At 70.0% G+C, this 26,365-nt stretch carries 23 protein-coding genes; 9 read left to right on the plus strand and 14 right to left on the minus strand.

The window, feature by feature from the left end; genetic code table 11:
- Positions 1-21: 21 nt before the first annotated feature.
- The gene (locus EPD65_RS08790; RefSeq protein ID WP_243640514.1) at positions 22-666 is read right to left on the minus strand and encodes an MOSC domain-containing protein; all 645 of its coding nucleotides are present in this window, start codon (positions 664-666) and stop codon (positions 22-24) included.
- A 29-nt stretch (positions 667-695) separates the two neighbouring features.
- Here EPD65_RS08790 and EPD65_RS08795 point away from each other — a divergent pair, with 29 nt between their 5' ends.
- The 4 genes from EPD65_RS08795 (at position 696) to EPD65_RS08810 (ending at position 3,711) form a co-directional block, all read left to right on the plus strand.
- Positions 696-1,568, plus strand: coding sequence for an AIM24 family protein (locus EPD65_RS08795; RefSeq protein WP_131583237.1), 873 nt, complete (start codon positions 696-698; stop codon positions 1,566-1,568).
- A 92-nt stretch (positions 1,569-1,660) separates the two neighbouring features.
- Positions 1,661-2,032 carry a YciI family protein gene (locus EPD65_RS08800; protein ID WP_243640515.1) on the plus strand — a complete coding sequence of 124 codons (372 nt, stop codon included), beginning with the start codon at positions 1,661-1,663 and terminating at the stop codon, positions 2,030-2,032.
- Positions 2,033-2,038: 6 nt separating this feature from the next.
- Positions 2,039-3,289: an RNA polymerase sigma factor gene (locus tag EPD65_RS08805; RefSeq protein ID WP_131583241.1), complete on the plus strand. Its 1,251-nt coding sequence runs from the start codon at positions 2,039-2,041 to the stop codon at positions 3,287-3,289.
- A 17-nt stretch (positions 3,290-3,306) separates the two neighbouring features.
- Positions 3,307-3,711 carry a hypothetical protein gene (locus tag EPD65_RS08810; RefSeq protein WP_131583243.1) on the plus strand — a complete coding sequence of 135 codons (405 nt, stop codon included), beginning with the start codon at positions 3,307-3,309 and terminating at the stop codon, positions 3,709-3,711.
- Positions 3,712-3,777: 66 nt separating this feature from the next.
- Here EPD65_RS08810 and EPD65_RS08815 read toward each other — a convergent pair whose 3' ends face one another.
- Complete coding sequence (locus EPD65_RS08815) at positions 3,778-4,953, minus strand: hypothetical protein (RefSeq protein ID WP_131583245.1); 1,176 nt, start codon at positions 4,951-4,953, stop codon at positions 3,778-3,780.
- 579 nt (positions 4,954-5,532) lie between these two features.
- Entirely contained in the window at positions 5,533-5,823 is a 291-nt protein-coding gene (locus EPD65_RS08820; protein WP_131583247.1) for a hypothetical protein, read from the minus strand.
- A 15-nt stretch (positions 5,824-5,838) separates the two neighbouring features.
- On the opposite strand from EPD65_RS08820, the gene EPD65_RS08825 reads away from it, so the two are divergent.
- The gene (locus EPD65_RS08825) at positions 5,839-6,327 is read left to right on the plus strand and encodes an SRPBCC family protein (protein WP_131583249.1); all 489 of its coding nucleotides are present in this window, start codon (positions 5,839-5,841) and stop codon (positions 6,325-6,327) included.
- Between the two features lie 4 nt (positions 6,328-6,331).
- On the opposite strand, the gene EPD65_RS08830 is transcribed toward EPD65_RS08825, so the two are convergent.
- Both EPD65_RS08830 and EPD65_RS08835 read right to left on the minus strand, forming a co-directional pair.
- Positions 6,332-7,078, minus strand: a complete 747-nt coding sequence (locus EPD65_RS08830) for a hypothetical protein (RefSeq protein WP_131583251.1) — start codon at positions 7,076-7,078, stop codon at positions 6,332-6,334.
- Between the two features lie 31 nt (positions 7,079-7,109).
- Positions 7,110-7,973 (minus strand): SGNH/GDSL hydrolase family protein, encoded by an 864-nt coding sequence (locus EPD65_RS08835; RefSeq protein ID WP_207891478.1) that lies wholly within the window; start codon positions 7,971-7,973, stop codon positions 7,110-7,112.
- 111 nt (positions 7,974-8,084) lie between these two features.
- Here EPD65_RS08835 and EPD65_RS08840 point away from each other — a divergent pair, with 111 nt between their 5' ends.
- On the plus strand, positions 8,085-9,404 hold the full coding sequence (locus tag EPD65_RS08840; RefSeq protein WP_131583252.1) for a GDSL-type esterase/lipase family protein: 1,320 nt from the start codon (positions 8,085-8,087) through the stop codon (positions 9,402-9,404).
- Positions 9,405-9,407: 3 nt separating this feature from the next.
- On the opposite strand, the gene EPD65_RS08845 is transcribed toward EPD65_RS08840, so the two are convergent.
- The 4 genes from EPD65_RS08845 to lepA all read right to left on the minus strand — a co-directional run bounded on the left by EPD65_RS08845 (position 9,408) and on the right by lepA (position 13,412).
- Complete coding sequence (locus EPD65_RS08845) at positions 9,408-10,235, minus strand: aminoglycoside phosphotransferase family protein (RefSeq protein WP_131583254.1); 828 nt, start codon at positions 10,233-10,235, stop codon at positions 9,408-9,410.
- Positions 10,232-10,645 carry a DUF309 domain-containing protein gene (locus tag EPD65_RS08850; protein WP_131583256.1) on the minus strand — a complete coding sequence of 138 codons (414 nt, stop codon included), beginning with the start codon at positions 10,643-10,645 and terminating at the stop codon, positions 10,232-10,234. The genes EPD65_RS08845 and EPD65_RS08850 overlap by 4 nt, the downstream gene beginning before the upstream one ends.
- Before the next feature lie 96 nt (positions 10,646-10,741).
- Positions 10,742-11,479, minus strand: a complete 738-nt coding sequence (locus tag EPD65_RS08855; protein WP_131583258.1) for a DUF4328 domain-containing protein — start codon at positions 11,477-11,479, stop codon at positions 10,742-10,744.
- A 49-nt stretch (positions 11,480-11,528) separates the two neighbouring features.
- A complete protein-coding gene (gene lepA, locus EPD65_RS08860; protein WP_131583260.1) occupies positions 11,529-13,412 on the minus strand; it encodes a translation elongation factor 4 in 1,884 nt (627 codons plus the stop codon).
- A gap of 55 nt (positions 13,413-13,467) precedes the next feature.
- Between lepA and EPD65_RS08865 the strand changes: the two genes are divergently transcribed.
- Together EPD65_RS08865 and rpsT are read left to right on the plus strand one after the other, a co-directional pair.
- Entirely contained in the window at positions 13,468-14,397 is a 930-nt protein-coding gene (locus tag EPD65_RS08865) for a phosphotransferase family protein (RefSeq protein WP_131583262.1), read from the plus strand.
- Between the two features lie 143 nt (positions 14,398-14,540).
- Positions 14,541-14,801 (plus strand): 30S ribosomal protein S20, encoded by a 261-nt coding sequence (gene rpsT, locus EPD65_RS08870; protein ID WP_131583264.1) that lies wholly within the window; start codon positions 14,541-14,543, stop codon positions 14,799-14,801.
- Positions 14,802-15,164: 363 nt separating this feature from the next.
- Here rpsT and holA read toward each other — a convergent pair whose 3' ends face one another.
- The 5 genes from holA to leuS form a co-directional block, all read right to left on the minus strand.
- Positions 15,165-16,139, minus strand: coding sequence for a DNA polymerase III subunit delta (holA, locus tag EPD65_RS08875; RefSeq protein ID WP_131583266.1), 975 nt, complete (start codon positions 16,137-16,139; stop codon positions 15,165-15,167).
- 10 nt (positions 16,140-16,149) lie between these two features.
- A complete protein-coding gene (locus EPD65_RS08880) occupies positions 16,150-18,459 on the minus strand; it encodes a ComEC/Rec2 family competence protein (RefSeq protein WP_131583268.1) in 2,310 nt (769 codons plus the stop codon).
- Positions 18,459-19,358, minus strand: coding sequence for a ComEA family DNA-binding protein (locus tag EPD65_RS08885; RefSeq protein ID WP_131583270.1), 900 nt, complete (start codon positions 19,356-19,358; stop codon positions 18,459-18,461). Before EPD65_RS08885 ends, EPD65_RS08880 begins: the two co-directional genes overlap by 1 nt.
- 64 nt (positions 19,359-19,422) lie before the next feature.
- A complete protein-coding gene (locus tag EPD65_RS08890; protein ID WP_131583272.1) occupies positions 19,423-20,307 on the minus strand; it encodes a DegV family protein in 885 nt (294 codons plus the stop codon).
- 21 nt (positions 20,308-20,328) lie between these two features.
- Positions 20,329-22,782: a leucine--tRNA ligase gene (gene leuS / locus EPD65_RS08895; RefSeq protein WP_424450458.1), complete on the minus strand. Its 2,454-nt coding sequence runs from the start codon at positions 22,780-22,782 to the stop codon at positions 20,329-20,331.
- Between the two features lie 246 nt (positions 22,783-23,028).
- On the opposite strand from leuS, the gene EPD65_RS08900 reads away from it, so the two are divergent.
- On the plus strand, positions 23,029-26,365 hold a 3,337-nt coding region (locus EPD65_RS08900), incomplete at its 3' end, for a choice-of-anchor G family protein (protein ID WP_131583275.1).

Consider the following 26,365-nt stretch of genomic DNA (forward strand, 5'->3'; position numbering starts at 1 on the left):
AGCGTACTCCCGGGTAACCCGCTAGGACGTGGAGTCCTCGACCTTGGACCGGACGGATGTGGCGAGGCCCTCGATCACCGCGAGTCCCGGAAGCAGCTGCGGCTCCGTCGTGAGCGCGCGGAACATGTGGCTGACCGTGATCCCGTGGTCGGGACGGTGGACCACCTCGATCGCGTCACCGGCCGCGATGTCGCCCTCCTCGAGCACGCGCAGGTACGGACCCGGACGGGCAGCCTGCGTGAAGCGCTTGACCCAGCCACGGTCGGGACCGCCGGCCTCGGCGATCCGCTCCTGGAAGGTGTTGCACGGGATCCGGACCTTGGCGATCTCGAAGAGTGCCCCGCCGATACGCCACCGCTCCCCCACGAGCGCCTCGTTGACGTCGATCCCCATCGTGGTCAGGTTCTCGCCGAACCACCCATCCGGCAGCTGTACGCCGAGCTCGCGCTGCCACACGTGGAGGTCCTCGCGGGCGAAGGCGTAGACGGCCATGTCGAGGCCACCGTGGACGTCCGGACTACCGACCGCGTCGCCGACGAGACCCAGCGCCGTGGCGCGCACGGGGCCATCGGCGGGCACCTTGTTGATGGCCGTCCGGGCTTCACGGCTGCCGGCGCGGGAGCGCGGCGTACCGATGTTGATCGACTTCAGGTGAGGCGTGGTCACGAGGTTGATCATGCCGGTAGAACTGGCACATGACGGCTGCACAGTGGCTCCCTGACCCGACCGGCAAGCACGAGCTCCGCTACTGGAGCGGCGACTCCTGGACCGAGCACATCGCCAACGACGGCGTCCAGGCGACCGATCCGCTGCCCGCAGCGGATCTTTCCACTCCTGCCGAGCCGCGCGAGGAGCACGCGCCCACCGGGGGCGGTCACGGCCATGGGACCATCACCGGCGACCTCGTCGACGGCCGCTTCAGCGAGATGACCTCGACGGCCCCCGGCCCGTCGCTGCAGAACGCCAAGCTGCTCCGGGTCCGTGTGGCCGAGCCGTTCATGGCACGTCAGGGCGCGATGGTCGCCTATCAGGGCGCCGTGAACTTCGCCTACCAGGGCGGCGGCGCCGCGCGCTTCCTCAAGAAGGCACTGACCGGCGAGGGCCTCTCCCTCATGCGCGTCGACGGGCAGGGCGACGTCTTCCTCGCCGACGAGGCGAAGAAGATCCACATCCTGCAGCTCGACGACAGCGGCATCTCCATCAACGGCGACAACGTGCTCGCCTTCTCCGCCAACCTCCAGTGGAACGTCGAGCGGGTCAAGGGCGGCTCGATGCTCGCCGGTGGCCTCTTCAACACCACCCTGCGGGGCACGGGTTGGGTCGCGATCACGACGGATGGCGACCCGGTCGTCCTCGATGCGGGCGAGGCGCCCACCTTCGCCGACGCGAATGCGCTGGTCGCGTGGTCGATCGACCTGCAGACGTCGCTCCGCTCCACGGCGACCGCGGGCGCGCTGATCGGCCGCGGCTCCGGCGAGGCCTTCCAGGTCGCGTTCAGCGGCCGCGGCTTCGTGATCGTCCAGCCGTCGGAGGGGCCGACCGTCCCGCCGCACAACCACGGCGGCTGAAAGTTTTTCGCCGGACCTGTCGGATCCGGCGTACCCCGCTCGTGGAGTGGGTGTGAGGGCAGGACGGACCCGCCCCCGAGACCAAGGATCTGATGACGATGACGATGTACATGCTCTCCGTGCACCACGACGGCACTGCCGACTTCGAGTCGAAGACGATGGAGGAGCTGCAGCCGGTCTTCGAGGCGGTCGACCGCTTCAACTCCGAGCTGCAGGAGGCCGGCGCGTGGGTCTTCGCGGGTGGCCTGGAGCCGATCGAGGCCTCCACGACCGTCGACAACACGAAGGGCCAGGCGCTCGTGGTCGATGGCCCGTTCTCGGAGTCGAAGGAGTTCCTCGGCGGGTTCTGGGTGATCAAGGCCGATGACCTCGACGCTGCACTCGACTGGGCGCAGCGCGGGTCCGCAGCGTGCGCGGGCAAGGTCGAGGTGCGTCCGTTCCAGGGCGACACCGAGTCGCTCTGACCGCCCTTGTCCGTCCCTGACCTCACCGACGTCTTCCGTGCCGAGCACGGTCGGGTCGTCGCCACGCTCGCCCGCCGCCTCGGCGACCTCGACCTCGCGGAGGACGCGACGGCCGAGGCGCTGCTGGTGGCGGTCGAGCGGTGGCCGGTCGACGGCGTACCTCCCAACCCGGGCGCGTGGCTGACCACGGTCGCGGGCAACAAGGCGCTCGACCGGATCCGGCGGGAGGGCAGACGGGACGCGAAGGAAGCGGAGGCCTCCCTCATGGCATCGCAACTGGTCCCTGAGCCCGCTCCGGATGCCGGTCCGATCGAGGACGACCGGCTGCGGCTGCTCTTCACCTGCTGCCACCCGGCCCTTGCCCTGGAGAACCGCGTGGCGCTCACCCTGCGGCTGCTCGGCGGACTGAGCGTCGCGGAGATCGCCCACGCGTTCCTGGTGCCGGAGCGGACGATGGAGCAGCGGATCACCCGTGCGAAGGCCAAGATCCGGCAGGCGCACATCCCCTACCGGGTGCCTGCGTCCGCCGACCTGCCGGGCCGGGTGGCGGGTGTGCTGGCGGTGCTCTACCTCGTGTTCAACGAGGGCTACCTCCCCTCCGGCATGGTCTCCCGTACGGCGGGGCCTGATGCTGCTGCGCCGGTGGCGGTCAAGTCGGAACTGTCGGCGGAGGCGATCCGGCTGACCCGGGTGGTAGCCGGTCTCCTCCCGGAGGCACCCGAGGTGCTCGGCCTGCTGGCGCTGATGCTGCTCACCCAGTCCCGATCGGCGGCACGCGTTGTCGACGGCGTACTCGTGACGCTCGACGAGCAGGACCGGGCGTTGTGGGACGCCGAGCTGATCGACGAAGGACATGCGCTGGTGCGTCGCTGCCTGGCGATCGGTCGGCCGGGGCCGTACCAGCTGCAGGCGGCGATCCAGGCCGTGCACTGCGACGCCGTCGACGTGTCGATGACGGACTGGTCGCAGATCGTCGCGCTCTACGACCAGCTGCGGGTCGTGGCTCCCGGCCCGGTGGTGGACCTCAACCGGGCTGTCGCCGTCGCAGAACTGGCCGGTGCATCGGTCGGGCTGGACCTCGTGACGCCGCTGGCTGACGCGCTGGACGGCTACCACGCCTTCCACGCGACCCGCGCAGACCTGCTCCGACGGATCGGGCGCATCCCGGAGGCACTGGCGGCGTACGACCGGGCGATCTCGCTGGCCGGCAATCCTGCCGAGATCGCCTGGCTGACCCGCCGACGCGACTCGCTCTGATCTGGAAGGCTGCCGCCATGTCCGTGTCTGCTCGCGATGTTGCGTCGGTCGCTGTCGGCGCCGCGCTCGGCAAAGCCTCCGCCGTCGCCGTACGCCGGGTGGCCCCAGGCTCCTCGACCCGCCTGCTCGCCCTGACCCTGGTGCCCGTTGCGCTGATCTATCCAGCCGCCCGGCGCTCCGCTGCGGGGTCTGGCGGAGCGGTGCTGCGCGAGGCCGGTGGCGTGCTCGCTATGGGTGCCGTGGTCGCCGCCGCCCGTCGTACGACGCAGCCCGAGGTGGTCACAGCTGCCGGGTGGCTGGCCCATGCCGCCTTTGATGCGGTGCACGACGCGGGGCCGGCATCGCGCCTGCCGGGTTGGTACCCGGCACTCTGCGCCGGGTACGACGCGGGCGTCGCTGCGGACCTGCTGGCTCGCCATTGACGAGACGCGGCGTTCTGCAGGCGTGCGGATCTGCCGGGTTCCGCTCACCGCGGCTTGGGGGGTCGGCTACCAGTCCCGGAAGGCGTCGGTGCCGCTTGCGAGCGCTTCCCGGGCACGGGCGAACTGTCTTCCGTGGCGCTGCTCGGCTGCCGAAACGGCCGCGTCGAGCGCGAGGAAAAGCTCGTCCCGCTCCTCTGTCTCGATGAACGGGTTGCGGCCCGCGTCTAGGCGGTTGAACTCTTGCGCGAACCCTCGGCCCAGTTCAGACAGCTGCTCCGATGCAGATACCTCGTCGAACGTGGACAGTGCGGCGATCACTGCGCGCCGCGTTGCGTGGTACTGGGCGACGGCCTTCCGATAGCGGGCGGCACTGATGTGTTCCCGACCGTCCCAGCCCCGCAACGGGTTGTCTCGATTCTCCTCCACCCATTCAGGCTTACGGGGACTGCGGATCTCAACGAACGTACCGTTCGCGATTTCGGGCTTCCACGCCTTTCGCATCGCCGTCGCGTAGTCGGCCGGAGTGCTGTAGAGCCCGAGCATTTCCAGGGCAGGCAGATGCTCGATCGTGACGGCGTCGGCTCGCGTCATGCCGAACAGGTCGTAAATGAACAGGGTGCGGAGCCGGGACATCTGCTCCAGTGCGGAAGCCTCCGCAAGCGTTCCGAGGTCGCCAGCCAGCGACAGATGCGAGACGTTCGGGAAGGACTGGGCGAGGTCGGCACAGTTCAGGGACTCGATGTCGTTGACCTTGAGCCGCCAGACCTCAGGCATTGGAGCGGGCTGGTCCAGCAGGGAGGTCAGGTCACTTGCTGGCAGAGAAATGGACCTGGTGTCGCGATCGGACTGGCCGACATCCCACCGTCGCTGAAGCTCAAGTTGCTCGCCTAGGCGCCAGCCTGATGCGAACGAGTTGGACATCCCATCGAGAAGGAGCGGCGCTGAGCCCAGAACCTTGTAGTTGCGTGGCAACAGCCAGTCGTAATTGCAGTGCGACGGCTGGTTTCGGTGAGCGTGGTGCGTCAGGCGTAGGGGCCGGAGATCTCCGAGGTCACCGACCTTTGCTGGTTCAGGCCCGGACCAATCAAGCTCGAGAACCGCGGCTTGGCCCGTGGCACCCCAGGTGCGGCCCAGTCCGGTGATCTGCGCGGCGGTCCATGCGTCCAGCGCATCGGAGTGACTCGCGACAATGTCACCGACCGCGATGGGTCGCGGCGGGCCTTCTACGCTCTGGGCGGTCACGGACTGATCGTAGGTGTCGGATCCCGCCAATCAACCGCATCTGCCGCGCGACGAGGGCGGATTATCGACTCCGGGCGACATCCCAGGCCTGGGTCTAGGCTCCTTGACGTGACCAGGCCGCGGACAACAGACATAGTCACCTTCGTCGTCTGGTTTGCGATCGCCATGGCAATCGCATCCGCGTTGGACGCACGCCACGTTCACCCAGCAGAACACCTGTGGAGTTGGGCGCTCTTAGCGCTAGCCACGGTTGGCATTTACCTGCTCGTCCGCCTGGCTGTTCGACAAGTTCTGCGCCCTGCGGATTCATCGGACTGAATTGCTCGTGCCTGGCGAGCGAAGCCCATCCGGCCGGATCTGTCGCACATAGCGTGGTTCTCCGAGCAGACGTCCCAGCCGAAATGGTCCTGCAGCCGGCGCGGTGAACCGATAGTTCCGTGTGCTCGAAGGAACACACTTCCGGCTCGACTTCACGTGGACGTGCCGGGCCCTCACGGAACGAGGAGAAAGTGTGTCCGCTCAGGCACACGAGCGGCGCTCACCTGCTCTCATGAGCGCACCGCGGTGAACCAGTTGTCGTCAGCGGACGAGTTCCCACGTCGTACGCCGTCCGTCGGGATCCTCGAGGACGCCGCCGGCCAGAGCGGCCTGCACCAGTCGGCGTACCTCCGGCTCGTCCTCGGGAGGGCACGTGACCGACAGGTCGACGACCAGCGCTCCGCCGCGTTCGACGACGCGCGTCTGGTGCGGCCAGCGGCAGTCGCCGTCGTGCGACCACGTGCCACACAGGGCGACGGTGATCGCGCCGCCGGGTGCGCGTGTGTCTCCCGCCGCATCGAGCCGGATTCGATGGACGAGGCGAAGTTCCATGGGCACAGTGTGCCCATGCGCTACCGCGACCAGCCCACCGCCGAAGTCACCCGCCGCCTCTCCTGTACGCCGGAAGCCGCGTGGGCCGTCGTCACCGACATCGAGCTGCCGCTCGCGCACTCCCCCGAGCTGCGCAAGGTCCAGTGGATCGAGGGTGACGGCGTGGCCGTCGGCAACATCTTCCGCGGCGACAACGAGACCTCCGGCCTCGGTGGCTGGAGCACCGACTGCGTCGTCAGCGACGTCGAGCCGGGCCGCCGCTGGACCTGGGCGGTGCGCGGGCGCGGCGGTGTCATGGCGACGTGGGGCTTCGAGGTGGACCCGACCAGCGACGGCGGCAGCATCGTGCGCCAGTGGGGCCGGATGGGCCCCGACCCGTCGGGCCTGAGCATCTTCATCGCCCAGCACCCCGACAAGGAGTCGCGCATCATCGAGGGTCGGCTCCAGCAGTGGCGCGAGGGCATGGAGGCGAACCTCGACGAGGTCGCCCGACGTACCGCCTGAGGCGTCAGCCCTCTACGGGCACGTAGGCGTACCAGCCGCCGCCCGGTGGCAGGGCAGGTAGTCGGGCACGCACTGGTGGCAGCTCCTCCCGGATCGACGGCTCGAACTGCCCCTTCCAGAAGACGAGGAAGGTTTCAGCGCGCGACTTCGACGCGAAGAGCTCCCAGAAGCCAGCACCTTCGGGGTCCATCGAGCGCAGCAGCGCCTCCCATTGGTCCGGGGTGACGAGCACGGTCACGGTCTGACCGGGTTCGTCCTCGCTGGGAGCCACGAGCACCTCAAGGCGGCCCGGTGCCACCTCGGTGACGGCACCCTCGCGCGCGAGCACGTCGATCAGCTGCGCCCACTGCGCAGCGCGGGGAGGCACAGCTCTCGCATGCCGCTGCCACTCACCCCGGCGCCGCGACCAGGTGCTTTGCGCAGCGCGCTCGACCTCGCGCGCAGCCAAGGGCGCGTACGCCGACGGCTCGGCGTACCCGGACAGGGCGCGCCACTGCGCGTCGGCGGAGACCCTGGCGCGGTCGGCGATCTCCGGCTCTCCGTCCGGCCTGATCACGAAGTCGACCTCGACCTCGGCGCCATAGGACCCCGACACGAGACGGCCGCCGGTCACCACGACATCGCGGCCAAAGCCGCTGTAGCGGTCGATGCCGTCATCGGCCCGCCCGTACGGATCGTCGGGATCGATGCCCGTCGGCTCCGGATTGCTCAGGATCCGCAGCAGCTCCGCGGCGTACGCCTCATCGTCCACAGAGCCATCATGCTCACAGAGGAAAGGGCCGTCAGCCGATCCCCAGCACCGACATCATCTGGGCGGCCATCTTCGACTCACCGAGCGCGTTGGGGTGCACGATCACCGGGTTGTTGCCGAAGAGCGCCGGCTCGACCCAGCGCACGCCCGACGCCTTGCAGGCGTCGTGACCGTTGGAGACGGCGTTGAGGTTCACGTACGTCGAGCCGGTCGCCGCCGCGGCACGGCGGATCGCGTCGTTGAGCGCGGCCTGGATCCCGCGGACGTAGGCGACGTCGCCGGCGGCAACGGGCATCTTGGAGTAGCAGCCAACGGTCGCCGGCATGATCCACGGGTAGCCCATGATCGCGACGCGGGCGTTCGGTGCCTTGGCGTGCGTGGCCTGCAGCGCGTTGACGAGCGACGGGTACGTGACGTTGTTGATCGTGTCGACGAACGACGTGCCGTACTTCGTCTGGCACGGGTTGCCCTTGCCGAGCGTCGAGATGCCGGCCGCGCCACACTTGGCGATCGTGTTGATGAAGACGCCGCTGTCGTTGCCGCCGATGGTCATCGTGATCAGGTTCGTGGTCGCGTCGACGGCGTCGAGCTGCGGCGGGACGTTGCCGTACTGGGCACCCGCGAAGTCCTTGGTCTGCGCGGCGCCGCACGTGACGTCCTTGAACGCGTAACCCGTCGCGGCGGCGATCACGTGCGGGTAGTTGCGCACGGAGCGGGCGCAGTTCAGCGGCGCCGAGAGGTCCAGGGGCAGGACTCCGGAGGCAGCGCTGTAGGAGTCGCCCAGGGCGACGTAGCGGACGGTGGCGGCGTCGGCGGAGAGACCTCCGGCCGGGACGACGGCGACCGCGGCTGCGGATGCCAGACCGGCGACAACTGTGATGACGCGACGGAACACGCGAGAACTCCCTCAGCTCGATGACTTCAGAGGTGAAACGAGTGAACGCCGGATCCGTGACGATCACCACTCGGTCCCGTCACGATCGGCGCTGAGAGTCGTTGCATCACCATGCGTCGTTCGCTCGCCCTCACCGCTGCTGCCCTCACCGTCTCGGCCGCCACGATCCTGGCCCCGGCGCCCACGACGTACGGCTCGACCGGCGCGACGAGCGGGGCTGTCCCCGCGTGCTCCGGCACCCACTGGATCTCCGCCTGGTACGCCGCACCCGGCGACGCGCTCCTCTCCCAGCCGCCGGTCGAGCAGACCCTGCGGATCCAGGTCCGCCCGCTCGCGAGCGGCACCTCGGCGCGGTTCCGGCTGTCGAACCGCTTCGGCATGGGACCGGTGACGTTCGGTCACGCCACCGTCGGCCTGCAGGCGACCGGGGCCGCGATCCAGGCGGGGACGCTGCACACGGTGACCTTCGGTGGCTCCCCGAAGGTGACGGTGCCCCAGGGCCAGGACATCGTCAGCGACCCGGTGCCGATCACCGTCAAGCGCTTCCAGCGCCTCCTGGTCAGCGTCCACGTCGTCGGCTCCCCCGGCCCCGCGACGCAGCACGGCATCTCCGAGCAGACGACGTGGCAGACCGCGCCGCTGACCGGCAACCACACGGCGCAGCTCGGCGCCCAGGGCTTCTTCGCGACGCCGCTGCTCAAGGCGGCGCCGACGCTGCCCCAGTCGATCCCGTACCTGACCGGCGTGGACGTCACGGCCCCGAAGGCCACCGGCGCCGTCGTCACGATGGGTGACTCGATCACGGACGGCACCGAGGCGGAGGTCGTGCCGTTCCTGCTGTCGAAGGACAACATCGACCAGTTCGTCAGCTACCCCGACCAGCTCGCCAACCGGATCTCCTCCGCCGGCCTGCCGTTCTCGGTCGCCAACGCCGCCATCTCCGGCAACATGCTGCTCAAGAACAGCCCGATCCCGATCTTCGGCCCCGCGGGCCTCTCGCGCTTCGGTCTCGACGCCCTCGACCGCAGCGGGGCCACGACGGTGATCCTGCTCGAGGGCACCAACGACATCGGCATGTACGGCGCGTCCCGCGACGCCATGGTGGCCGGCTACACGCAGGCGATCGAGGCGGCGCACGCGCGCGGACTGCGGATCCTGATCGGCACGCTCACGCCGATGGCGGGCACGCTGCAGCCGCCGTTCTACGGTGCGCTCGCCGAGCCCACCCGCGTCGCGATCAACGCGTGGATCCGCGGTCAGAAGCTCGCGGACGGGATCGTCGACTTCGACAAGGCTGTGCGTGACCCCGCACAGCCGGCCCGCATCCTCCCGGCGTACGACGGCGGCGACCACCTGCACTTCAGCGCCGCCGGCTACAAGGCAATGGCAGCTGCCGTGCCGCTGGCGTCGCTCAAGCGCGCCACCTGCTGAGGCTCAGTCGCGGATCGCCTTCGCGACGCTGAGCAGGCTGGTGACCCAGTCGCGGTCCGGAGCAGGATCTGCGGCGACACCCGCGTTGATCCGGGCAAGGACACGTACGACGACCCAGGCCTTCGCGCGGTCCTCGTCGAGCCCGGCCCCGTCGACGAGCGCGAAGAACCGGTCGCGCAGATCGGCCCGGAACCCCGGCGCACGGACGTCCGCGCGATGCCAGAGCATCGGCGCGAGCTCGAAGTGCGGGTCACCCGACAGCGGCTTCGGGGAGATCGCCCGCCAGTCGCCGTCGTTGTCCTCAAGGACGTTGCCCGCGTGCAGGTCGGAGTGGACCAGCACGCCGTCGGTCGCCTCGTCGCGGGCCAGGTCGCGCGCGAGTGACGCGGCCTCCGCGACCAGACGGGGCGGCATCGGCAGCCCCCTGGCGCTGGCGAGCTGGGTGGCCCAGCCGGCCGTGATCGCGGAGAGGAGGGTGAGCTGCGGCGGCGCCGGCACGTGCAGCCGCCCGTAGAGCTCTGCCACCGCGTCGCACGCGTCGAGACCGGGAAGCGAGTCCAGGCTGGACGGCGCCAACCGCTCCAGCAGCGTCGCGCGGCGATGTGGATCGGCCTTCAGCAGACGTACTGCGCCGCGTCCGTGCCAGTGCTGCAGTGCCAACGCTTCGTGCTCCACGTGGGGATGCTGCGGACTGACCTTGAGCACGGCCGCCGTCCGGTCGGCCATCCGCACCGGCACCACGACCGCGGCCTGCGCCGGCATCGGCTCGCCGCCCGTCTTCAGCTCCCACTCGTCGAGGAGGTCGGCAACGACCTTCGGCAGAGCTGTCACCCGTCGACCCGCCGCTGCGCGCAGGCGACCAGCGCGGCCACGTCGAGCCCGTAGCTCTCCCCGGCGTACGTCGCGAGGTGCCCCGCACCGCGCTCGACCAGGCGTCGCGCGCCAACCGGCTTGCCGCGCTCGGCGTGGGTGAGCCCGACGCAGAGCTGCGCCAGCCCCTGCCACAGGTCGCGTTCGCTCTCCGGGCACGCCTTCCAGCGCGCCTCGAGCACCTCGTGCGCACTGAACGGACGTCCCTCCCCCAGGAGCCGCCGTGCCTCCGCGATCGTCTCGTACGGCGGCAGCGGCTCCTCGCTGACCGGCTCGACGCCCTCCGCGCCGTACGGCAGCGGGCGGCCGAGCGCGTCGCGCGGGCGCGCCTGCTTCGGTCGTCCGGCGTCGTCGCGGTCGCGTGCAGTCACGCGCTCAGCATGCCGCAGGCCAGGCTCGCACCCGACCTCGGCGTACGACGGCGGGCGACCGCTCCCACCGCGCGCCCTGCCCACTCCGCGGATCTACTACCGGGTCTTCGGTGCTGACGTCAGCGCGAGCGCGGCCGTCGTCAGCTTGCGGACCACCAGGACGGCGAGAGTCGCGGAGACCACGGACAGGGCTGTGGAGACCACGTTGACTGCGTTGTACGTCGCGAAGGTCGCGTCCGCGCTGAACGCCATCCGGATCACAGCGTTGCCGACGAGGTTGTTGGCGATCCACAGAGCCCACCACCAGCCGAGCAGCCCGCTCCAGCGAACGCTGTAGGCCCGGCCCAGGTCACCCATGTTCTGCACCGGCATCACGAGGCTGGCGAAGGGGATGAACCAGGATCCGATGTGCCATCCCGGGCTACGGCGAAGGGCAAGCGGGTCGGCCGACCTCGCCAGACGGACCTGCCAGAGGCACCACACCACGATCGTCGCGATGTAGATCGGGGTCGTGACAAGGCCGGCCACGATCTCTACCGCGTCGTACCACCCGGGCGTCACGGTCATCGACGCACCGGCGTACGGCTCGTGGCCGACGCCCCACACGTAGATGACGAGGACCGGCAGGTTCAGCAGCGCGTTGATCGTGAGCAGGATCCACAACGACGTGGCCAGCACGGAGAACCCGGAGCTGAGCGAAGGCTGCGCCGGAGCCTGGCTCGCGTGCCACTGCACCCCGTCCCACCAGCGCGGCTGGCCGGGGACCTCCGGGTCGTCGTACCAGCCGGCGGGCGGCGAGGCAGCGGCGTACGGCGAAGGATTCTCGTCACTCATGCGGGCGATTGTCGCGTGCTTCCGCCCGTCCCGCGCAGGGAATGACGGACTACTTGCTCTTCTTCTCCGCCGGCTGCGTGGTGGACAGGGCTGCGACGAAGGCCTCCTGGGGCACCTCGACACGGCCGACCATCTTCATCCGCTTCTTGCCTTCCTTCTGCTTCTCGAGCAGCTTGCGCTTGCGGCTGATGTCGCCGCCGTAGCACTTGGCAAGGACGTCCTTGCGGATGGCGCGGATGGTCTCGCGGGCGATCACGCGGGCGCCGATGGCGGCCTGGATCGGCACCTCGAACTGCTGGCGCGGGATGAGGTCCTTCAGCTTGCCGGCCATCATCAGGCCGTAGGAGTACGCCGCGTCCTTGTGCACGATCGCGGAGAACGCGTCGACCGGCTCGCCCTGGAGCAGGATGTCGACCTTGACCAGGTCGGAGGCCTGCTCGCCGGAGAGCTCGTAGTTGAGCGAGGCGTAGCCCTTGGTCTTGGACTTGAGCTGGTCGAAGAAGTCGAAGGCGATCTCGCCCATCGGCAGCGTGTAGCGCATCTCGACGCGGTCCTCGGAGAGGTAGTCCATGCCGAGGAGCGTGCCGCGCTTCTGCTGGCACAGCTCCATGATCGTGCCGATGTAGTCGGACGGCGCGAGCACCGTCGCCTTCACGATCGGCTCGCGGACCTCGGCGATCTTGCCGTCGGGGTACTCGCTCGGGTTGGTCACGACGATCTCGCGACCATCGTCGAGGACGACCTGGTAGACGACGTTGGGCGCGGTCGAGATCAGGTCGAGGTTGAACTCGCGCTCCAGGCGCTCACGCGTGATCTCCATGTGGAGCAGACCGAGGAAGCCACAGCGGAAACCGAAGCCCAGGGCGCCGGAGGTCTCCGGCTCGAAGGTCAGCGCGGCGTCGTTGAGCTGGAGCTTCTCCAGCGCCTCACGCAGAGTCGGGTAGTCGTCGCCGTCGATCGGGTAGAGACCCGCGAAGACCATCGGCGTCGGGTGCTCGTAGCCGCCGAGCGCCTCCAGGGCCGGCCGACCGTTGACGGTGACCGTGTCACCGACGCGCGACTGGCGCACGTCCTTCACGCCCGTGATCAGGTAGCCGGTCTCACCGACGCCGAGCGAGGCGCACTTCATCGGCTCGGGGCTGATGACGCCGATCTCCAGCATCTCGTGGAGCGCGTTGGTCGACATCATCTTGATCTTGTCGCGGTGCGTGAGGTGACCGTCGAAGACACGGACGTACGTCACCACGCCGCGGTAGGTGTCGTAGACGGAGTCGAAGATGAGGGCACGGGCCGGAGCGTCCGGGTCGCCGACCGGCGCCGGGACCTGCTTGACGACCTCGTTGAGGAGCGCCTCGACGCCTAGACCAGTCTTGGCGGAGGTGAGCAGCACGTCCTCGGGCTCGCAGCCGACGAGGTTGGCCAGCTCGAGCGCGTACTTCTCGACGTTCGCCGAGGGCAGGTCGATCTTGTTGAGCACCGGGATGATCGTGAGGTCCGCGCCCATGGCGAGGTAGAGGTTGGCGAGCGTCTGCGCCTCGATGCCCTGCGCGGCGTCGACGAGCAGGATCGCGGCCTCGCATGCCTGGAGCGAGCGGGAGACCTCGTAGGTGAAGTCCACGTGGCCCGGCGTGTCGATCATGTTGAGGATGTACGTGCCCGGCTCGGCGCCCTGCTCGTTGTCGGCCTTGACCGTCCACGGCAGGCGCACGGCCTGGGACTTGATGGTGATGCCGCGCTCGCGCTCGATATCCATGCGGTCGAGGTACTGCGCCTTGGCCTCGCGCTCACCCACGACACCGGTCAGCTGGAGCATGCGGTCGGCGAGGGTCGACTTGCCGTGGTCGATGTGCGCGATGATGCAGAAGTTGCGAATGATCGACGGGTCGGTCGTGCCGGGCTGCGGTGCGGTGCTCACAACGGGCCATTCTCCCATGCGTGGAGCGCGCCGCTTGCCATCCAGCTTGGGGTGTGCGGCACGATGTGCCCCCATGACCGTCCCCCCGCTCCGTCTGCCGCAGGCGCGCCGCATCAGCTGGCCGTTCCTGCCGCCGGAGATGCGGTCGGCGATCGAGGGCCACTGCGGGTCGCCGGTCGTCTCCGAGGAGGCGTGCGAGCTCGGCTTCACGCCGGGGTTCGCCGCGCTGCTGACCTGCGCCAACGGGTCACAGCACTTCGTCAAGGCAGCCTCCGCGAAGGCACAGCGTGGGTCGGCGATGTCCTACCGCGCCGAGATCGCCGTGCTGCGCTGCCTCCACCCGGACGTGCCGGCACCCGGCCTGCTGTGGTCCATCGACAGCGACTGGGTCGCCCTCTCCACCCAGTACGCCGGCGGGCGGGCGCCGGCACTGCCCTGGCGGGCCGCTGAGCTCGACGCCTGCCTCGATGCCCTGGAGTCGGCCGCTGCGCTGCTGACGCCGTCGCCGGTCGCGGCGGGGCCGGTGGAGGACGAGTTCGCCGCCTGGCCGTCGTACTGGACGGCAGTGCTGCCGCGCCCGCACCTGGACGATGCCGCGGCGCTGGCTGCGGGCTTCGCCGGGCACTGCGCCGGCGAGACGCTCGTCCACGGCGACGTCCGCGCGGACAACCTGCTGATCCTCGACACCGCGGACGGCACCCGCGCGGAGGTGCTCGACTGGACCTGGCCGGCGGAGGGCGCGGACTGGCTGGACACGGTCACGCTGCTGGCGCTGGCCCGTGCCCAGGGCGCCTCGGGTGTGGACGAGCTGCTGGCGACGCGCGCGCTGACCCGCGACGTACCGGCTGAGGCGATCGACAGCTGGCTGGCGCTGCTGGCCGGCTACTTCCTCAAGTCCTCGGACGACCCGGTGCCGCCCGCTGCCCCGCACCTGCGCGGACACCAGCGCGTTGCGGGCGAGGCGTTCTGGGACTGGCTCGCCGCACGCCGCGACTGGCTCTGACCCGTTTTTGCAGGTCGGACGCACGCTGGTAATCTTTGCGGTCGCGTGTTCACGTCGGGCCTCTCCCCTCTCACCCCACGAGTGGCCAGGGATCGAGCGCCGTACCAAACACCCGTTTTCACAGTCTTTCGAAGGACGTTTTCATGGCGAACATCAAGTCGCAGATCAAGCGCAACAAGCAGAACGAGGTTGCTCGCGAGCGCAACAAGGCCGTCAAGACCGGTCTGAAGTCCGCGATCCGCAAGTTCCGCGAGGCCGCTGCCGCCGGTAACAAGGACGCCGCTCTCGACGCCGCCAAGGTCGCGCTGAAGAAGCTCGACAAGGCTGCCTCCAAGGGCGTCATCCACAAGAACCAGGCTGCGAACCGCAAGTCCTCCATCGCCAAGCAGGCCGCTCAGCTCTGAGCCCCTCAGCGATAGCGAACGCCGGTCCTTCGGGGCCGGCGTTCTGCATTTCCGGGAGTGCGGCCCACCTGCGGTCTGCGCCACGCCGTCACCCGCTCGCTGGATCGGCTTCGGCCGCGACCACCTGCGTGGTCACCCGCTCCGGGGCGAAGGCCCGAAGCCGACACGCTCGGGGCTGACGGCCCGGCTCCGACCACCCGCCACGCCTCGACGTCCTGCTTCCGAGGGCGGCGGGGAGTCGCACGTGCGCATCGACACGCGGATGAGGCAGCCCGAGGCGGCGCGTCGTCTCACAGGTGCGACTCGCCGCATTGCGATGCGGGGCCCGCCGCCCTCGTGCGGGGCTGCCCTGACCGGACCGGATCAGCGGGCGTCGCGGAGACCGGCGATGGTGAGCACCAGCCGCTCCAGCGTGTACGACGCGTCGGAGGCTGCGCCCTTGATGTCGGCGTCGGCCTGGGCGACCGCGCGGATGGCAGCAGCCAGACCCGCGGGCGACCACGAACGAGCCTGCTCGCGAATGGTGCGCAGCTTCCACGGAGGTACGCCGACCTCGCGGGCGAGATCGGCCTCACGCATGCCGCGCGGGGCGCCGACGAACTTGGCCAGGCCGCGTACGCCACCGGCGAAGGCCGAGGTGACGAGGACTGCGGGCGTGCCACCGTCCAGCGCCCAGCGCAGCTCCTCGAGCGCGGCTGCCCGGCGACCGTAGAGCGCGGCGTCGGCGACCGCGAAGGACTTCGCCTCGGCCCGACCGCCGAAGTAGCGCTTCACCTTCTCGATGGTGAGCGGCTCACCCGGGAAGTCGTTGGCGAGCTGGTGCGCAGCCGCCGAGAGCGAGCGCAGGTCCTGACCGACGGCGGTGACGAGGAAGCCAGCGGCCTCGGAATCCATGCGGGCGCCGGAGACCCGCGCCTCGGAGACCGCGAAGCCGACGAACTCGGACGGCTTCAGCGCAGCCGACTTCACCTCGGTGACCGTGGTGATCTTGCGGAGCTTGGTCAGGACGCCGGAGCCCTTCTGACCACCGGAGTGGACCAGCACCAGCGCCACGTCATCGACGGGGTTCGTGCAGTAGTCGAGCAGGCCGGCAACCGACTCCTCGGGCAGGTCCTCGAGCTGGCGCACGACGATGCAGCGCACCGCGGAGAAGAGCGACGGCGCGGCCAGCTCGCCGAGCGTGGCCAGGGTCAGGTCGCCGCCGCGGGCCTCGGAGAACTCAGCCTCGGCATCCTGCGACCTCACCGACTGGCGAGCCGTCTGCACCGTGCGCTCGTTGAGGAACTCCTCGGGCCCGGTCACCAGCGTGACGCGGCCCAGCACCTGCGGTCCGGACATGAGGCAAACCCTAGCGGCGCGTACTGACAGCGAGCCCGCCGCCCGGCCGCGCGACCACGACGATGTCGCCGTCCTGATCCGTACGCCGCACGTCCATGCCCGCCGCCGCGAGCGCGGCCATCAGGTCGGCCGCCGGATGCCCGTAGTCGTTGTCAGCACCGACGGAGACCAGGGCCAGCCGGGCCCCGAGCGAGGTGAGCCAGTCGGTCTCCTGGTAGCGACTGCCGTGATGGGGCACCTTCAGCACGTCCACCCGCAGTCCGGGCAGCGTCCGCTCGAGCACGCGCTGCGCCTCCGGCTCCACATCACCCGGCAGCAGGATCCGTACGCCGGCCACCTCGGCGAGCAGCACCACCGAGGCGTTGTTGGGGCCACTCCCCTCGTCCGCCGCCGTCCCGTGCCGCTCGACCCCCGGCACGGGGCCGAGCACCTGCAGCGTCACCGCTCCGATGTGCAGCGTCTGACGGTAGAGCGCAACGCGCGCCTTCCCGGCCGCCAGGCGCTGCACCATCGCGACCCGCTCCGCGGGCTCCCCGAGACCGGTGACCTCCACCGCGGCGACCTGCCGACCGGCGTACACCCCGGAGAGGCCGTCGACGTGGTCGGCGTGGAAGTGGCTGAGCACAACGAGCGGCACCCGGCGTACGTCGAGCCGGTCGAGGCAGCGGTCCATCAGGACCGGATCCGGACCGGCATCGACGACGACAGCTGTGCCCGCGCCGGCGTTGAGAACAAGACCGTCACCCTGACCGACGTCACACATCGTCATTACCCAGCCGTCGGGTGGCCAGCCCGGGGTCGGGCGCGGCACGAGCATGACCACCACGAGACCGGCGGAGAAGACGAGCGTCGGCCCGCGCCGTGCGAGGAGCGGGCCGGTCAGCATGCCGCCGACCACGCACACCACCGTCAGCAGCACCAGCGCAACGGGTCCGGCTCCCCAGTCAAGGGCAGGCGTCGCCAGGCCAGCGGTCGACCGCGCGATCGCGATGATCGCCGCTCCGCAGCCTGCTGCGATCCAGCCCACCGCGATGCCGAGCGGATGCGACACCAGCATGAGCAGGCCGCCGAGGAGGCCGGCGATCGTGGCCGGGGCGACGAACGGCTCAGCCAGCAGGTTGGCCAGCACGGCGACGAGACTGACCTGGCCCGAGATGGCGGCCACCAGCGGCGTGCAGGTGAGCTGCGCTGCCGCCGGGACCGCGAGGGCGGCCGCGAGCCAGTGCGGCATCCAGCGCGACAGCGCCTTCGTCCAGCCGGGTGCGATCAGCAGGATCCCCGCCGTGGCGAGCACGGACAGCGCGAACCCGACCTGCACCGCGAGCCACGGCTGCACGAGCAGGAGCACGAAGACAGCCAGACCCAGCGCGCGTGGACCCCGGTCACGCCCACCGCTGCCGAAACCGAGCAGCGCCACCGCACCCATCGCCGCTGCGCGCACGACGCTGGGCTCGGTGCGTGCGACGAGGACGAACCCGACGATGCCCAGCACCGCGAGCACGACCTGCCACCGGCCCCGGACACCGACGCCACGACCAACCAGGAGCAGGAACCCGACGATCAACGTGAGGTTCGTGCCCGAGACGGCGGTCAGGTGGGTGAGGCCCGCGGTCCGGAAGTCGGCCTGCACCTGCTCCGGGAGCCCGGCATCATCACCGTCGACGAGGGCTGGGACGAGGTCACGCTGCGGGGCCGCCCGCCCTGCCACGGCCTCCCGTACGCCGCCGCGCAGCACCGCCGCCGCCCGCCAGAGCGGACCCGGTGGCTCGACCTGCCCCGGGCTCCCGCGCGGCGTGAAGACGGCCGCGGTCTCCGGATCGGAGGAGGTGCACAGCCGGCCGGTCGTCGTGATGCTCGACCCGAGCTCGACGGAGTGCCAGGACTCGTCCGCCACGACCAGCACATGGGCTCGCAGCCGCGCCGCACCCGCTCCGTGGTGCACCTCGACCAGCGTCGCAGCGAACCGCACGCCACCGCCGAACCGCTGCACCAGCGGCACCGGGTCCGACGTCACCGTCAGGCGCACGTCGACTGCGGCGCGCTGCGCCGCCAGGGCAGGCACCGGTCCGGCCGACGTCTCCTCGGCGCGGAGGGCGGCGCTGCCCGCGGTCGCCGAGGCGACCACCGCCCAGACGACGAGCGTCAGCCGGAGTGCGGGCCGATGCCATCCGAGCCAGACCCCAGCCGCCAGCAGGCCACCACCCACACCAAGCGCGGCAGACGCCGGCATCGCCAGCACGAGAAGGGCACCCGCCCATGCCGCCGCTCCGAGCGCCGGCCCTCGCAGGTCGCGGGTCGGCTGGTCAGGCGCCGGCTCCATCAGACGGTGGCGTGGGGCGCGATCTCCGCGAGCGTTGCCTCACCGATCCCACTGACGTCGAGCAACTGGTCGACGCTGGCGAAGGCACCGTGCTCCTCGCGGTAGGTCACGATCGCCGCGGCAGTCACCGGCCCGACACCTGGCAGCTCCTCGAGCTGCGACTCCGAGGCCGTGTTGAGGTTGACCGTGCCCGAGCTGTCCACGCCGGCTCCACCCGCGCCATCCGCAGCGGAGGCGCCCGCTGCTGCCCCTGGAGCCGGACCGACACCGACGAGGATCTGCTCGCCGTCGACCAGCAGCCGCGCCAGATTGATGGCGCCCAGATCGACACCGTGCCGTGCCCCACCGGCCGCCTTGACCGCATCGATCACCCGCGCGCCGGGCGAGAGCACCACGATGCCGGGGCGCCGCACCTTGCCAGCGACGTGCACGACGACCTGGGACGGAGCTGCGCTCGCCCCCGCAGCCGGAGACGCGCCCGCCGAGCCGCCCACAACGACCGGCGTGGCGAGGTCGCCGGCGACAGGTACAGCCATCGGCAGCTCCTGCGGCTGGGCCCGCAAGGTCAGCCATGCGACCAGCCCGACGCCCAGAGCGAGCAGCACCGCCACCACGGCGATCGCGCCTGGTGTCAGGAGGCCCGGCGGAAGCCGCGCAGAGACCGCAGGAAAGCGTCGCGAGGCGTGTCGGCCGGGCTCACGCAGCACCGCCACCGCGACAGCATCGGCACCATCGCCGACAGGCGGCTCCGGCTCCCCCGCCGCCGACTCGGAACGCGCCGCCGACTTCTCCGCACGCACGCGCGCAGACTCGGCCGCGGCACGCTCCCCCGTCAGCTCGGCACGCAGCAGCGCCAGGCGCTGCGCCAGTGCTTCGTCGTACGACTCCCGAGATCCCATGCACGGGACGCTAGGCAGCGACGCGGCCGGCGCCAACCGGCGTACGACCGACCTGTGGAGAAGCTCAGCGAGCCGGGACGACGACCGCGGCGATCATGCCGGGGCCGACGTGGGCGCCGAGCACGGCCCCGAGCTCGCCTACCCGGACGTCGTCAGCCAGCTGATCACCCAGCCGGTGTGCGATCTTGTCCGCCAGCGCCTTGGCCCGGTCGGGGCTCGCGAGGTGCCCGACGGTGACGTGCACGTGCACCTCCTCGCCCAGGGACGCAGCGTGCGACACCGCGAGCTCCTCGACGCGCGCCAGCGCCTTGCCCGCCGTACGCACCTTCTCGAACGACTCGATCTTGCCGTCCTGCAGGCGCAGCAGCGGCTTGACCGACAGGGCGCCGCCCAGGATCGCGCCGACGGCGCTCACCCGACCGCCGCGACGGAGGTACTCGAGGGTGTCGACGTAGAAGATCGTCTGCGAGCCCGCGATGCTCCGCTTCGCGGCGTTGACGGCCTTGCGCACCGAGCCGCCATCGGCCACTACCTCGGCAGCCGCTCGCACCGCGTAACCCAGCGCGAACGCCGACTGCTCGCTGTCGAAGACGGTGACCTTGATGCCCTTGGCCGATGCCTCGCGCGCGGCGAGACGGGCCGACTCGACCGTGCCGCTCAGCTCCGCGGAGAGGTGGATCGACAGGATCTCGGTCGCTCCGGCGGCTGCTGCCTTCTCGTACGCCTCGAGGAACGTCGACGGGTTGGGCCGCGAGGTCGAGACCGGCGTCCACTCCTTCAGCGCCGTGGCGACCATGTCGGGAGTCGCCATGCCGTCGTCGTAGACAGTGGCACCGATGATCACCTGCACGGGCACGACGACGACGCCGAGCTCCGAGGCCTCGGACGCCGTCAGCGACGCCGTCGAGTCGGTCACCAGCGCGATGCGCCGCTCCTCACGAGTGCCCATGGCCAGACGATAGACCCGGCGTCAGCCCGCGACGATGTTGACGAGCTTCGGCGCGCGGACGATCACCTTGCGGACCGTCTTGCCCTCGAGAGCCCGCTGCACCGCCGGGTCGGCCAGGGCCGCAGCCTCCAGGTCGGCCTCGGAGATCGACGGGGACACCTCGAGGCGGCCACGGACCTTGCCCTGGATCTGGACCACGGCGGTCACCGTGTCGTCGACCAGCAGCGCCTCGTCCACCGTGGGCCAGGCGGCCTGGGCGACCGACGGCGCGTGACCGAGCAGCTCCCACATCTCCTCCGCGGCGTACGGCGTGACGAGGGAGAGCAGGATCGCGACGGCCTCGACGGCCTCGCGGACGGCAGCATCCGCGCCGCCGATCGACGGGTTGTCGATCGCCTTGCGGGTGGCGTTGACGAGCTCCATCGTGCGCGCCACGACGACGTTGAAGCGGTGGCGCTCCAGCAGGTCCGCGCACTCGTGGATGGTCTTGTGCGTGACGCGACGCAGCGCGACGTCCCCGCTCGCCGGGTCGATGCCCGGCGACGAGGTCACGTCGCCAGCCAGGCGCCAGGCCCGCTTGATGAACTTCAGCGACGCCTCGGGCGACACGTCGGCCCAGTCGATGTTGTCCTCCGGCGGGGAGGCGAAGACGAGCGTCAGGCGCACCGCGTCGACACCGAACTTCTCGATCTGCTCACCGAGGTTGATGCCGTTGCCGAGGGACTTCGACATCTTCTTGCCGTTGTTGATCACCTTGCCCTGCGAGAGGTACGACGAGAACGGCTCGTCCCAGGTGATCAGGCCCATGTCGCGCAGCGCCTTGGTGAAGAACCGCGAGTAGAGCAGGTGGAGCACCGCGTGCTCGTCGCCACCGAGGTAGAAGTCGACCGGGCCCCACGCCTCGGCGAGCGCCGGGTCGAAGGCCTGCGTGTCGTCGTTCGGCGAGAGGTAGCGGAAGAAGTACCACGACGAGTCGACGAAGGTGTCCATCGTGTCGGTGTCGCGCTGGGCCGGTCCACCACAGGTCGGGCAGGCGACGTTGACCCACTCGGTCGCACCACCGAGGGGCGAGGTGCCCTTCGGCTTCAGCGCCGCCCCCGACAGCTCCGGCAGCACGACGGGCAGCTGGTCCTCGGGGACCGCGACCTCGCCGTCGACCGGGCAGTGGATGATCGGGATCGGGGCGCCCCAGTAGCGCTGGCGCGACAGCAGCCAGTCGCGGAGGCGGTAGTTGATCGTGCCCTCACCGTGGCCGCTGGCCTCGATCTTCGCGATCGCGGACGAGATCTCCGCCGCCTTGTCGTACGCCGCGTCCTCGTCGTACACGGAGACGACTGGGAGGCCGAACTTCTCCGCGAACTCGCGGTCGCGCTCGTCGTGGGCCGGGACGGCCATGATCGCGCCGGTGCCGTAGTCGGCGAGCACGTAGTCGGAGGCCCACACCGGGATCTGCGCGCCGGTCAGCGGGTTGGTAGCCGTGACGCCCAGGTCGACGCCGGTCTTCGGGCGGTCGGTGGCGAGGCGGTCGATGTCGGAGGCCTTCTTGACCTCGTCGAGGTAGGCCTCGAGGGCCGGGCGCTGCGCGTCGGTGACCAGCGAGGCCGCCAGCTTGGCGTCCGCGGCGACGACCATGAAGGTCGCGCCCGGCAGCGTGTCAGGGCGGGTCGTGAAGACCTTGATCGGCTCGTGGCCGGCCACGTCGAAGGAGACGTGTGCACCCTCGGAGCGACCGATCCAGTTGCGCTGCGCGTTCGCGACCTTGGCGATCCAGTTGTCCTGCAGGTCATCGAGGCAGTCGAGGAGCTCCTGCGCGTAGTGCGTGGTCTTGAAGTACCACTGCGTGAGCTCCTTCTTGGTCACCTCGGCGCCGCAACGCTCACAGGTGCCGTCGCCCAGGACCTGCTCGTTGGCGAGCACGGTCTGGTCGTTGGGGCACCAGTTGACCGGGGAGTTCTTGCGGTACGCCAGACCCTGCTCGCGGAACTTCAGGAAGAGCCACTGGGTCCACCGGTAGTACTCCGGGTCGGAGGTGTGCAGGCGACGGTTCCAGTCGAAGGCGAGGCCGTACTTCTTGAACGAGTCGTACTGCGTCTCGATGTTGGCGTAGGTGTAGACCGCTGGGTGCTCGTCGCGCTTGATGGCGGCGTTCTCCGCGGGGAGACCGAAGGAGTCCCAGCCCATCGGGTTGAGCACCTCGAAGCCACGGAACTTCTTGTAGCGCGCGACGACGTCGTGCAGCGCCATCACCTCGGCGTGGCCCATGTGCAGGTCACCCGAGGGGTACGGGAACATCGTCAGCGCGTAGTAGGTCGGCTTCTCCCCCGACAGCGCCACGGCGTCGTCAGCACGGAAGAGATCGAGGGCGTCCCAGCGCTCGAGCCACTTCGCCTGCGTGGCCTCCACGTCGTACGTCGCGACGTCCTGGGTGGACTCGTGGCCGGACGGGTTCTCGGGGCTCTGCACAGGTGTCGACACGACGGGCGATCCTACCGGAGCAGCCCTCTGGCCTCTGCGGCCGCGTGCACCGGTGGCACGCCCGCCTCTTCCGTTTGGACACTTGGGACGAATCGGACGACTTTTCGTCGTACTGGGAAGTAGTGATTGACAGCGGCCGCGGTCTAGACCTTGAGTGTGTCCCAGGTCACGGCGGGGCTTTCTCGGGCTCCCCTCCCTGCCCATTGCTTTGCATCACATGGGGTTTTTCAAAGCGAAGGGGAGAGCATGTTCGATCTGTCTGCAACGGCGCGTCGTTCGACGAGTGCCACGTTCTGGCGGAAGGGGCTGGCCGTGACTGCGGCCGCCACCCTCGCCATTGCGGTTCCTGCGCTGCCGGCTGGAGCTGCCGGCGGTTCCAACGAACCTGGCAGCGCATCCGCCAGCGTTCTCGAGGGCTATCTCGGCACCGTCCCGGTGGCTGGCATGGCCTGGTCGGAGGCATCGCCCTCCACCAATCCCGGTCCCAACCGCAGCCAGCTGAACGCCAGCGCAGCCGGGGCCTTCGTCAAGATCGCGGGGGTCGACGTACCCCTGAGCGACATCATCGACTTCGGCCAGGCCGGAGCGCTCTACTCCGAGTCGACAGCCACCAGTCCGTGGGACAACCACGCGATCTCCGGCGCCCTGTCCAGCGACGGGTCGATCACGCTCGACCGCACCAACGGCGGCTTCTCGCCCGTCACCGTCGATCTGCTGTCGGTGCTGAGGAAGGCCGGCGTCGCCGGTCTCACGAACAGCCTCGTCAACAAGGCCGACCTCCGGCTCGGCATCGGTGGCGCCGAGCTCACCGCGCGCAACGGCGACTACCTCGACCCTGACGGCGTCGGCGGCCCGGGGCGCTACCGCGTCGGCCAGGCCGACCTCGACCTCGGCTCCCCCGCGATCAAGGGTGCCGCCGCCCAGCTGTACGACGCCGCGGGCCGCATGCAGACCTCCGTCGAGGACAAGGTCAACAGCCTGATCGACAGGGCAGCCGTCGCCCGCACGTTCCCCGACGGCACGACGGTCGACGCGAAGGCTCACGCCGACCTGCAGGACAAGATCCTCAAGGCGATCCTGGCCCAGCCGATCACCACGAGGAATCACATCATCACCGTCGATTTCGCGACGGGCGTGATGACCGTGCACCTCGACCAGGCGCTCCACGGCGAGGAGACCGTCGACGGTCCGCTGCTCCCGCCGCAGGACGTCCGGCCCGGTGACCCGACCGGCCTGAACAACCAGAAGCCGAACACCGAGATCGTCGACGACGAGATCTACCCGATGGTCGCCGAGTCGATCCACGACCTGATGGACGAGGTCTACACGATCGCAGCCGGCGTCGTCGTCGGCTCGCTCGACTCCGTCACCGTCGACTGGACCGCCACCAACGCACCCGACGCAACGAACAGCGCCACGACGACGTGGTCGACCTCGTTGCGCGGGACGACCACGAAGGCCCCCGCGTGCACCAGCACGGGCCCCGACGGACCGGCGCTCTGCGATGGCCAGACCGGCGTCGTGAAGGCCACCACCTGGGCAGACCCGCTCGCACCGGCGTACGACTACTGGACGGCAGACAGCGCCGGTCAGCTGTTCCGCCTGGCCGTCGACGACATCAAGACGGGACTCATCACGATCCCCGTCCGCAACGCGCTGGCCCCGTTCTTCGACGTCCTCGCCAAGGTCGTCTCGCTGCAGGTAAACCACCAGGAGTCGGACGCCTGCCACCTGCCCGACGGCAGCACCGGCGTGAGCAGGCTCCGCATCTCCGCGCTGAGCCTGGCGATCCTGCGCTCGCAGCACGTCGCGACGATCAACCTCGGCAACGCCGGCAGCAAGGTCGACGCCTGTACGCCGGAGGCGTCGGCGAACATCGTCGAGATCGCCTCGGGTCCGCGCAGCCTCGCGGACGCGGGCTACTCCGAGGCGACGTCGCCGGGCAACCCGGGACCCAACCGCGGCGGCGCCAACGTCGGCGTACTCGGCAACCGCACGGTCAACCTGGGTGGTGCCGACGTCCCGCTGAACCAGTTCATCGACTTCGGCCAGCTGGCGACCCTGCTCTCGGAGTCGACCGCAACCACCCCCGAGGACGCACGTGCCGTCACTGGTCTGGCGGGTGCTGACGGAGCGGTGTCGCTGGACAACGTCAACGGCTCCACGTCGAACCCGGCATCGATCGACCTGCTGTCCATCGTGCGCAAGGCGGGCATCAGCGGACTCACCGACCAGGCCGTCGACCAGCTCCTCCTGAAGGTCGGCGTCAGCGGATCGGAACTGCAGGCCGTCAAGGGCAAGATCCTCGACCCCGACGGCGTCGGCGGCCTCGGTCGCTACCGCGTCGGCCAGGCAGATCTGTTCCTGCACTCGCCGCTCGTCCAGGGCGCGGCTCCGACGATCTACGACGGTGCCGGGCAGATCGACCGCGCGGTCGAGAAGACCCTGAACCCGCTGCTCAGCCTGACCAACCTGACCAACGCCCTCCCGGGCGGCACCAAGGTCACGGCACGGGTCCGGTCGAACATGCAGGACCAGATCTTCAAGGCGATCGTGGCCCAGCCGCTGACCACGAAGAACCACGTCCTCACGGTCGACTTCTCGACCGGCAAGGTCACGGTGCACCTCGACCAGGCCCTGCACGGCGAGGAGACGGTCGACGGCCCGCTGCTCGCACCGGAGGTCAACCGCCCGGGTGACCCGACGGGTCTCAACGCGCAGAAGCCGAACACCGAGCTGGTCGATGACGAGATCTACCCGATGATCGCCGAGACGGTCCACGACCTGATGGAGGAGGTCTACACCGTCGTGATGAAGGCGGTGGACGGTGCCCTCGCCAGCGTGACCGTCGACCTCACCGCGACGCTCAACCCGCTATCGGGCCAGAGCGCGACGGCGAAGTGGAGCGTCAACCTGATGGGCCAGCCCACCGCCCCGACGTGCACCGGTGTCGGGACCACCAGCGGGCTGCTCTGCACGACGCTCGCAGCGGCCATCGTGGTGGCCAACCCGATCGTCACGAAGCTCGTCGCCCCGCTGCGGGACTTCGTGCTCAGCGACGCCGGCCACCAGGTCTTCGCCCTGGCGGTCGACGACATCAAGACGGGACTCATCACGATCCCCGTCCGCAACGCGCTGGCCCCGTTCTTCGACGTCCTCGCCAAGGTCGTCTCGCTGCAGGTAAACCACCAGGAGTCGGACGCCTGCCACCTGCCCGACGGCAGCACCGGCGTGAGCAGGCTCCGCATCTCCGCGCTGAGCCTGGCGATCCTGCGCTCGCAGCACGTCGCGACGATCAACCTCGGCAACGCCGGCAGCAAGGTCGACGCCTGTACGCCGGAGGCGTCGGCGAACATCGTCGAGATCGCCTCGGGTCCGCGCAGCCTCGCGGACGCGGGCTACTCCGAGGCGACGTCGCCGGGCAACCCGGGACCCAACCGCGGCGGCGCCAACGTCGGCGTACTCGGCAACCGCACGGTCAACCTGGGTGGTGCCGACGTCCCGCTGAACCAGTTCATCGACTTCGGCCAGCTGGCGACCCTGCTCTCGGAGTCGACCGCAACCACCCCCGAGGACGCACGTG

This window comes from Nocardioides jejuensis (genome assembly GCF_004337475.1).
GTDB lineage: Bacteria > Actinomycetota > Actinomycetes > Propionibacteriales > Nocardioidaceae > Nocardioides > Nocardioides jejuensis.

Excerpts from the sequence above, each read along its gene's own strand:
- EPD65_RS08795 (WP_131583237.1), top strand. The coding sequence starts at position 696 with ATGACGGCTGCACAGTGGCTCCCTGACCCGACCGGCAAGCACGAGCTC.
- EPD65_RS08800 (WP_243640515.1), top strand. The coding sequence starts at position 1,661 with ATGACGATGACGATGTACATGCTCTCCGTGCACCACGACGGCACTGCC.
- EPD65_RS08810 (WP_131583243.1), top strand. The coding sequence starts at position 3,307 with ATGTCCGTGTCTGCTCGCGATGTTGCGTCGGTCGCTGTCGGCGCCGCG.
- EPD65_RS08820 (WP_131583247.1), bottom strand. The coding sequence starts at position 5,823 with ATGGAACTTCGCCTCGTCCATCGAATCCGGCTCGATGCGGCGGGAGAC.
- EPD65_RS08825 (WP_131583249.1), top strand. The coding sequence starts at position 5,839 with ATGCGCTACCGCGACCAGCCCACCGCCGAAGTCACCCGCCGCCTCTCC.
- EPD65_RS08840 (WP_131583252.1), top strand. The coding sequence starts at position 8,085 with ATGCGTCGTTCGCTCGCCCTCACCGCTGCTGCCCTCACCGTCTCGGCC.
- EPD65_RS08855 (WP_131583258.1), bottom strand. The coding sequence starts at position 11,479 with ATGAGTGACGAGAATCCTTCGCCGTACGCCGCTGCCTCGCCGCCCGCC.
- lepA (WP_131583260.1), bottom strand. The coding sequence starts at position 13,412 with ATGGGAGAATGGCCCGTTGTGAGCACCGCACCGCAGCCCGGCACGACC.
- EPD65_RS08865 (WP_131583262.1), top strand. The coding sequence starts at position 13,468 with ATGACCGTCCCCCCGCTCCGTCTGCCGCAGGCGCGCCGCATCAGCTGG.
- rpsT (WP_131583264.1), top strand. The coding sequence starts at position 14,541 with ATGGCGAACATCAAGTCGCAGATCAAGCGCAACAAGCAGAACGAGGTT.
- holA (WP_131583266.1), bottom strand. The coding sequence starts at position 16,139 with ATGTCCGGACCGCAGGTGCTGGGCCGCGTCACGCTGGTGACCGGGCCC.
- EPD65_RS08880 (WP_131583268.1), bottom strand. The coding sequence starts at position 18,459 with ATGGAGCCGGCGCCTGACCAGCCGACCCGCGACCTGCGAGGGCCGGCG.
- EPD65_RS08885 (WP_131583270.1), bottom strand. The coding sequence starts at position 19,358 with ATGGGATCTCGGGAGTCGTACGACGAAGCACTGGCGCAGCGCCTGGCG.
- EPD65_RS08890 (WP_131583272.1), bottom strand. The coding sequence starts at position 20,307 with ATGGGCACTCGTGAGGAGCGGCGCATCGCGCTGGTGACCGACTCGACG.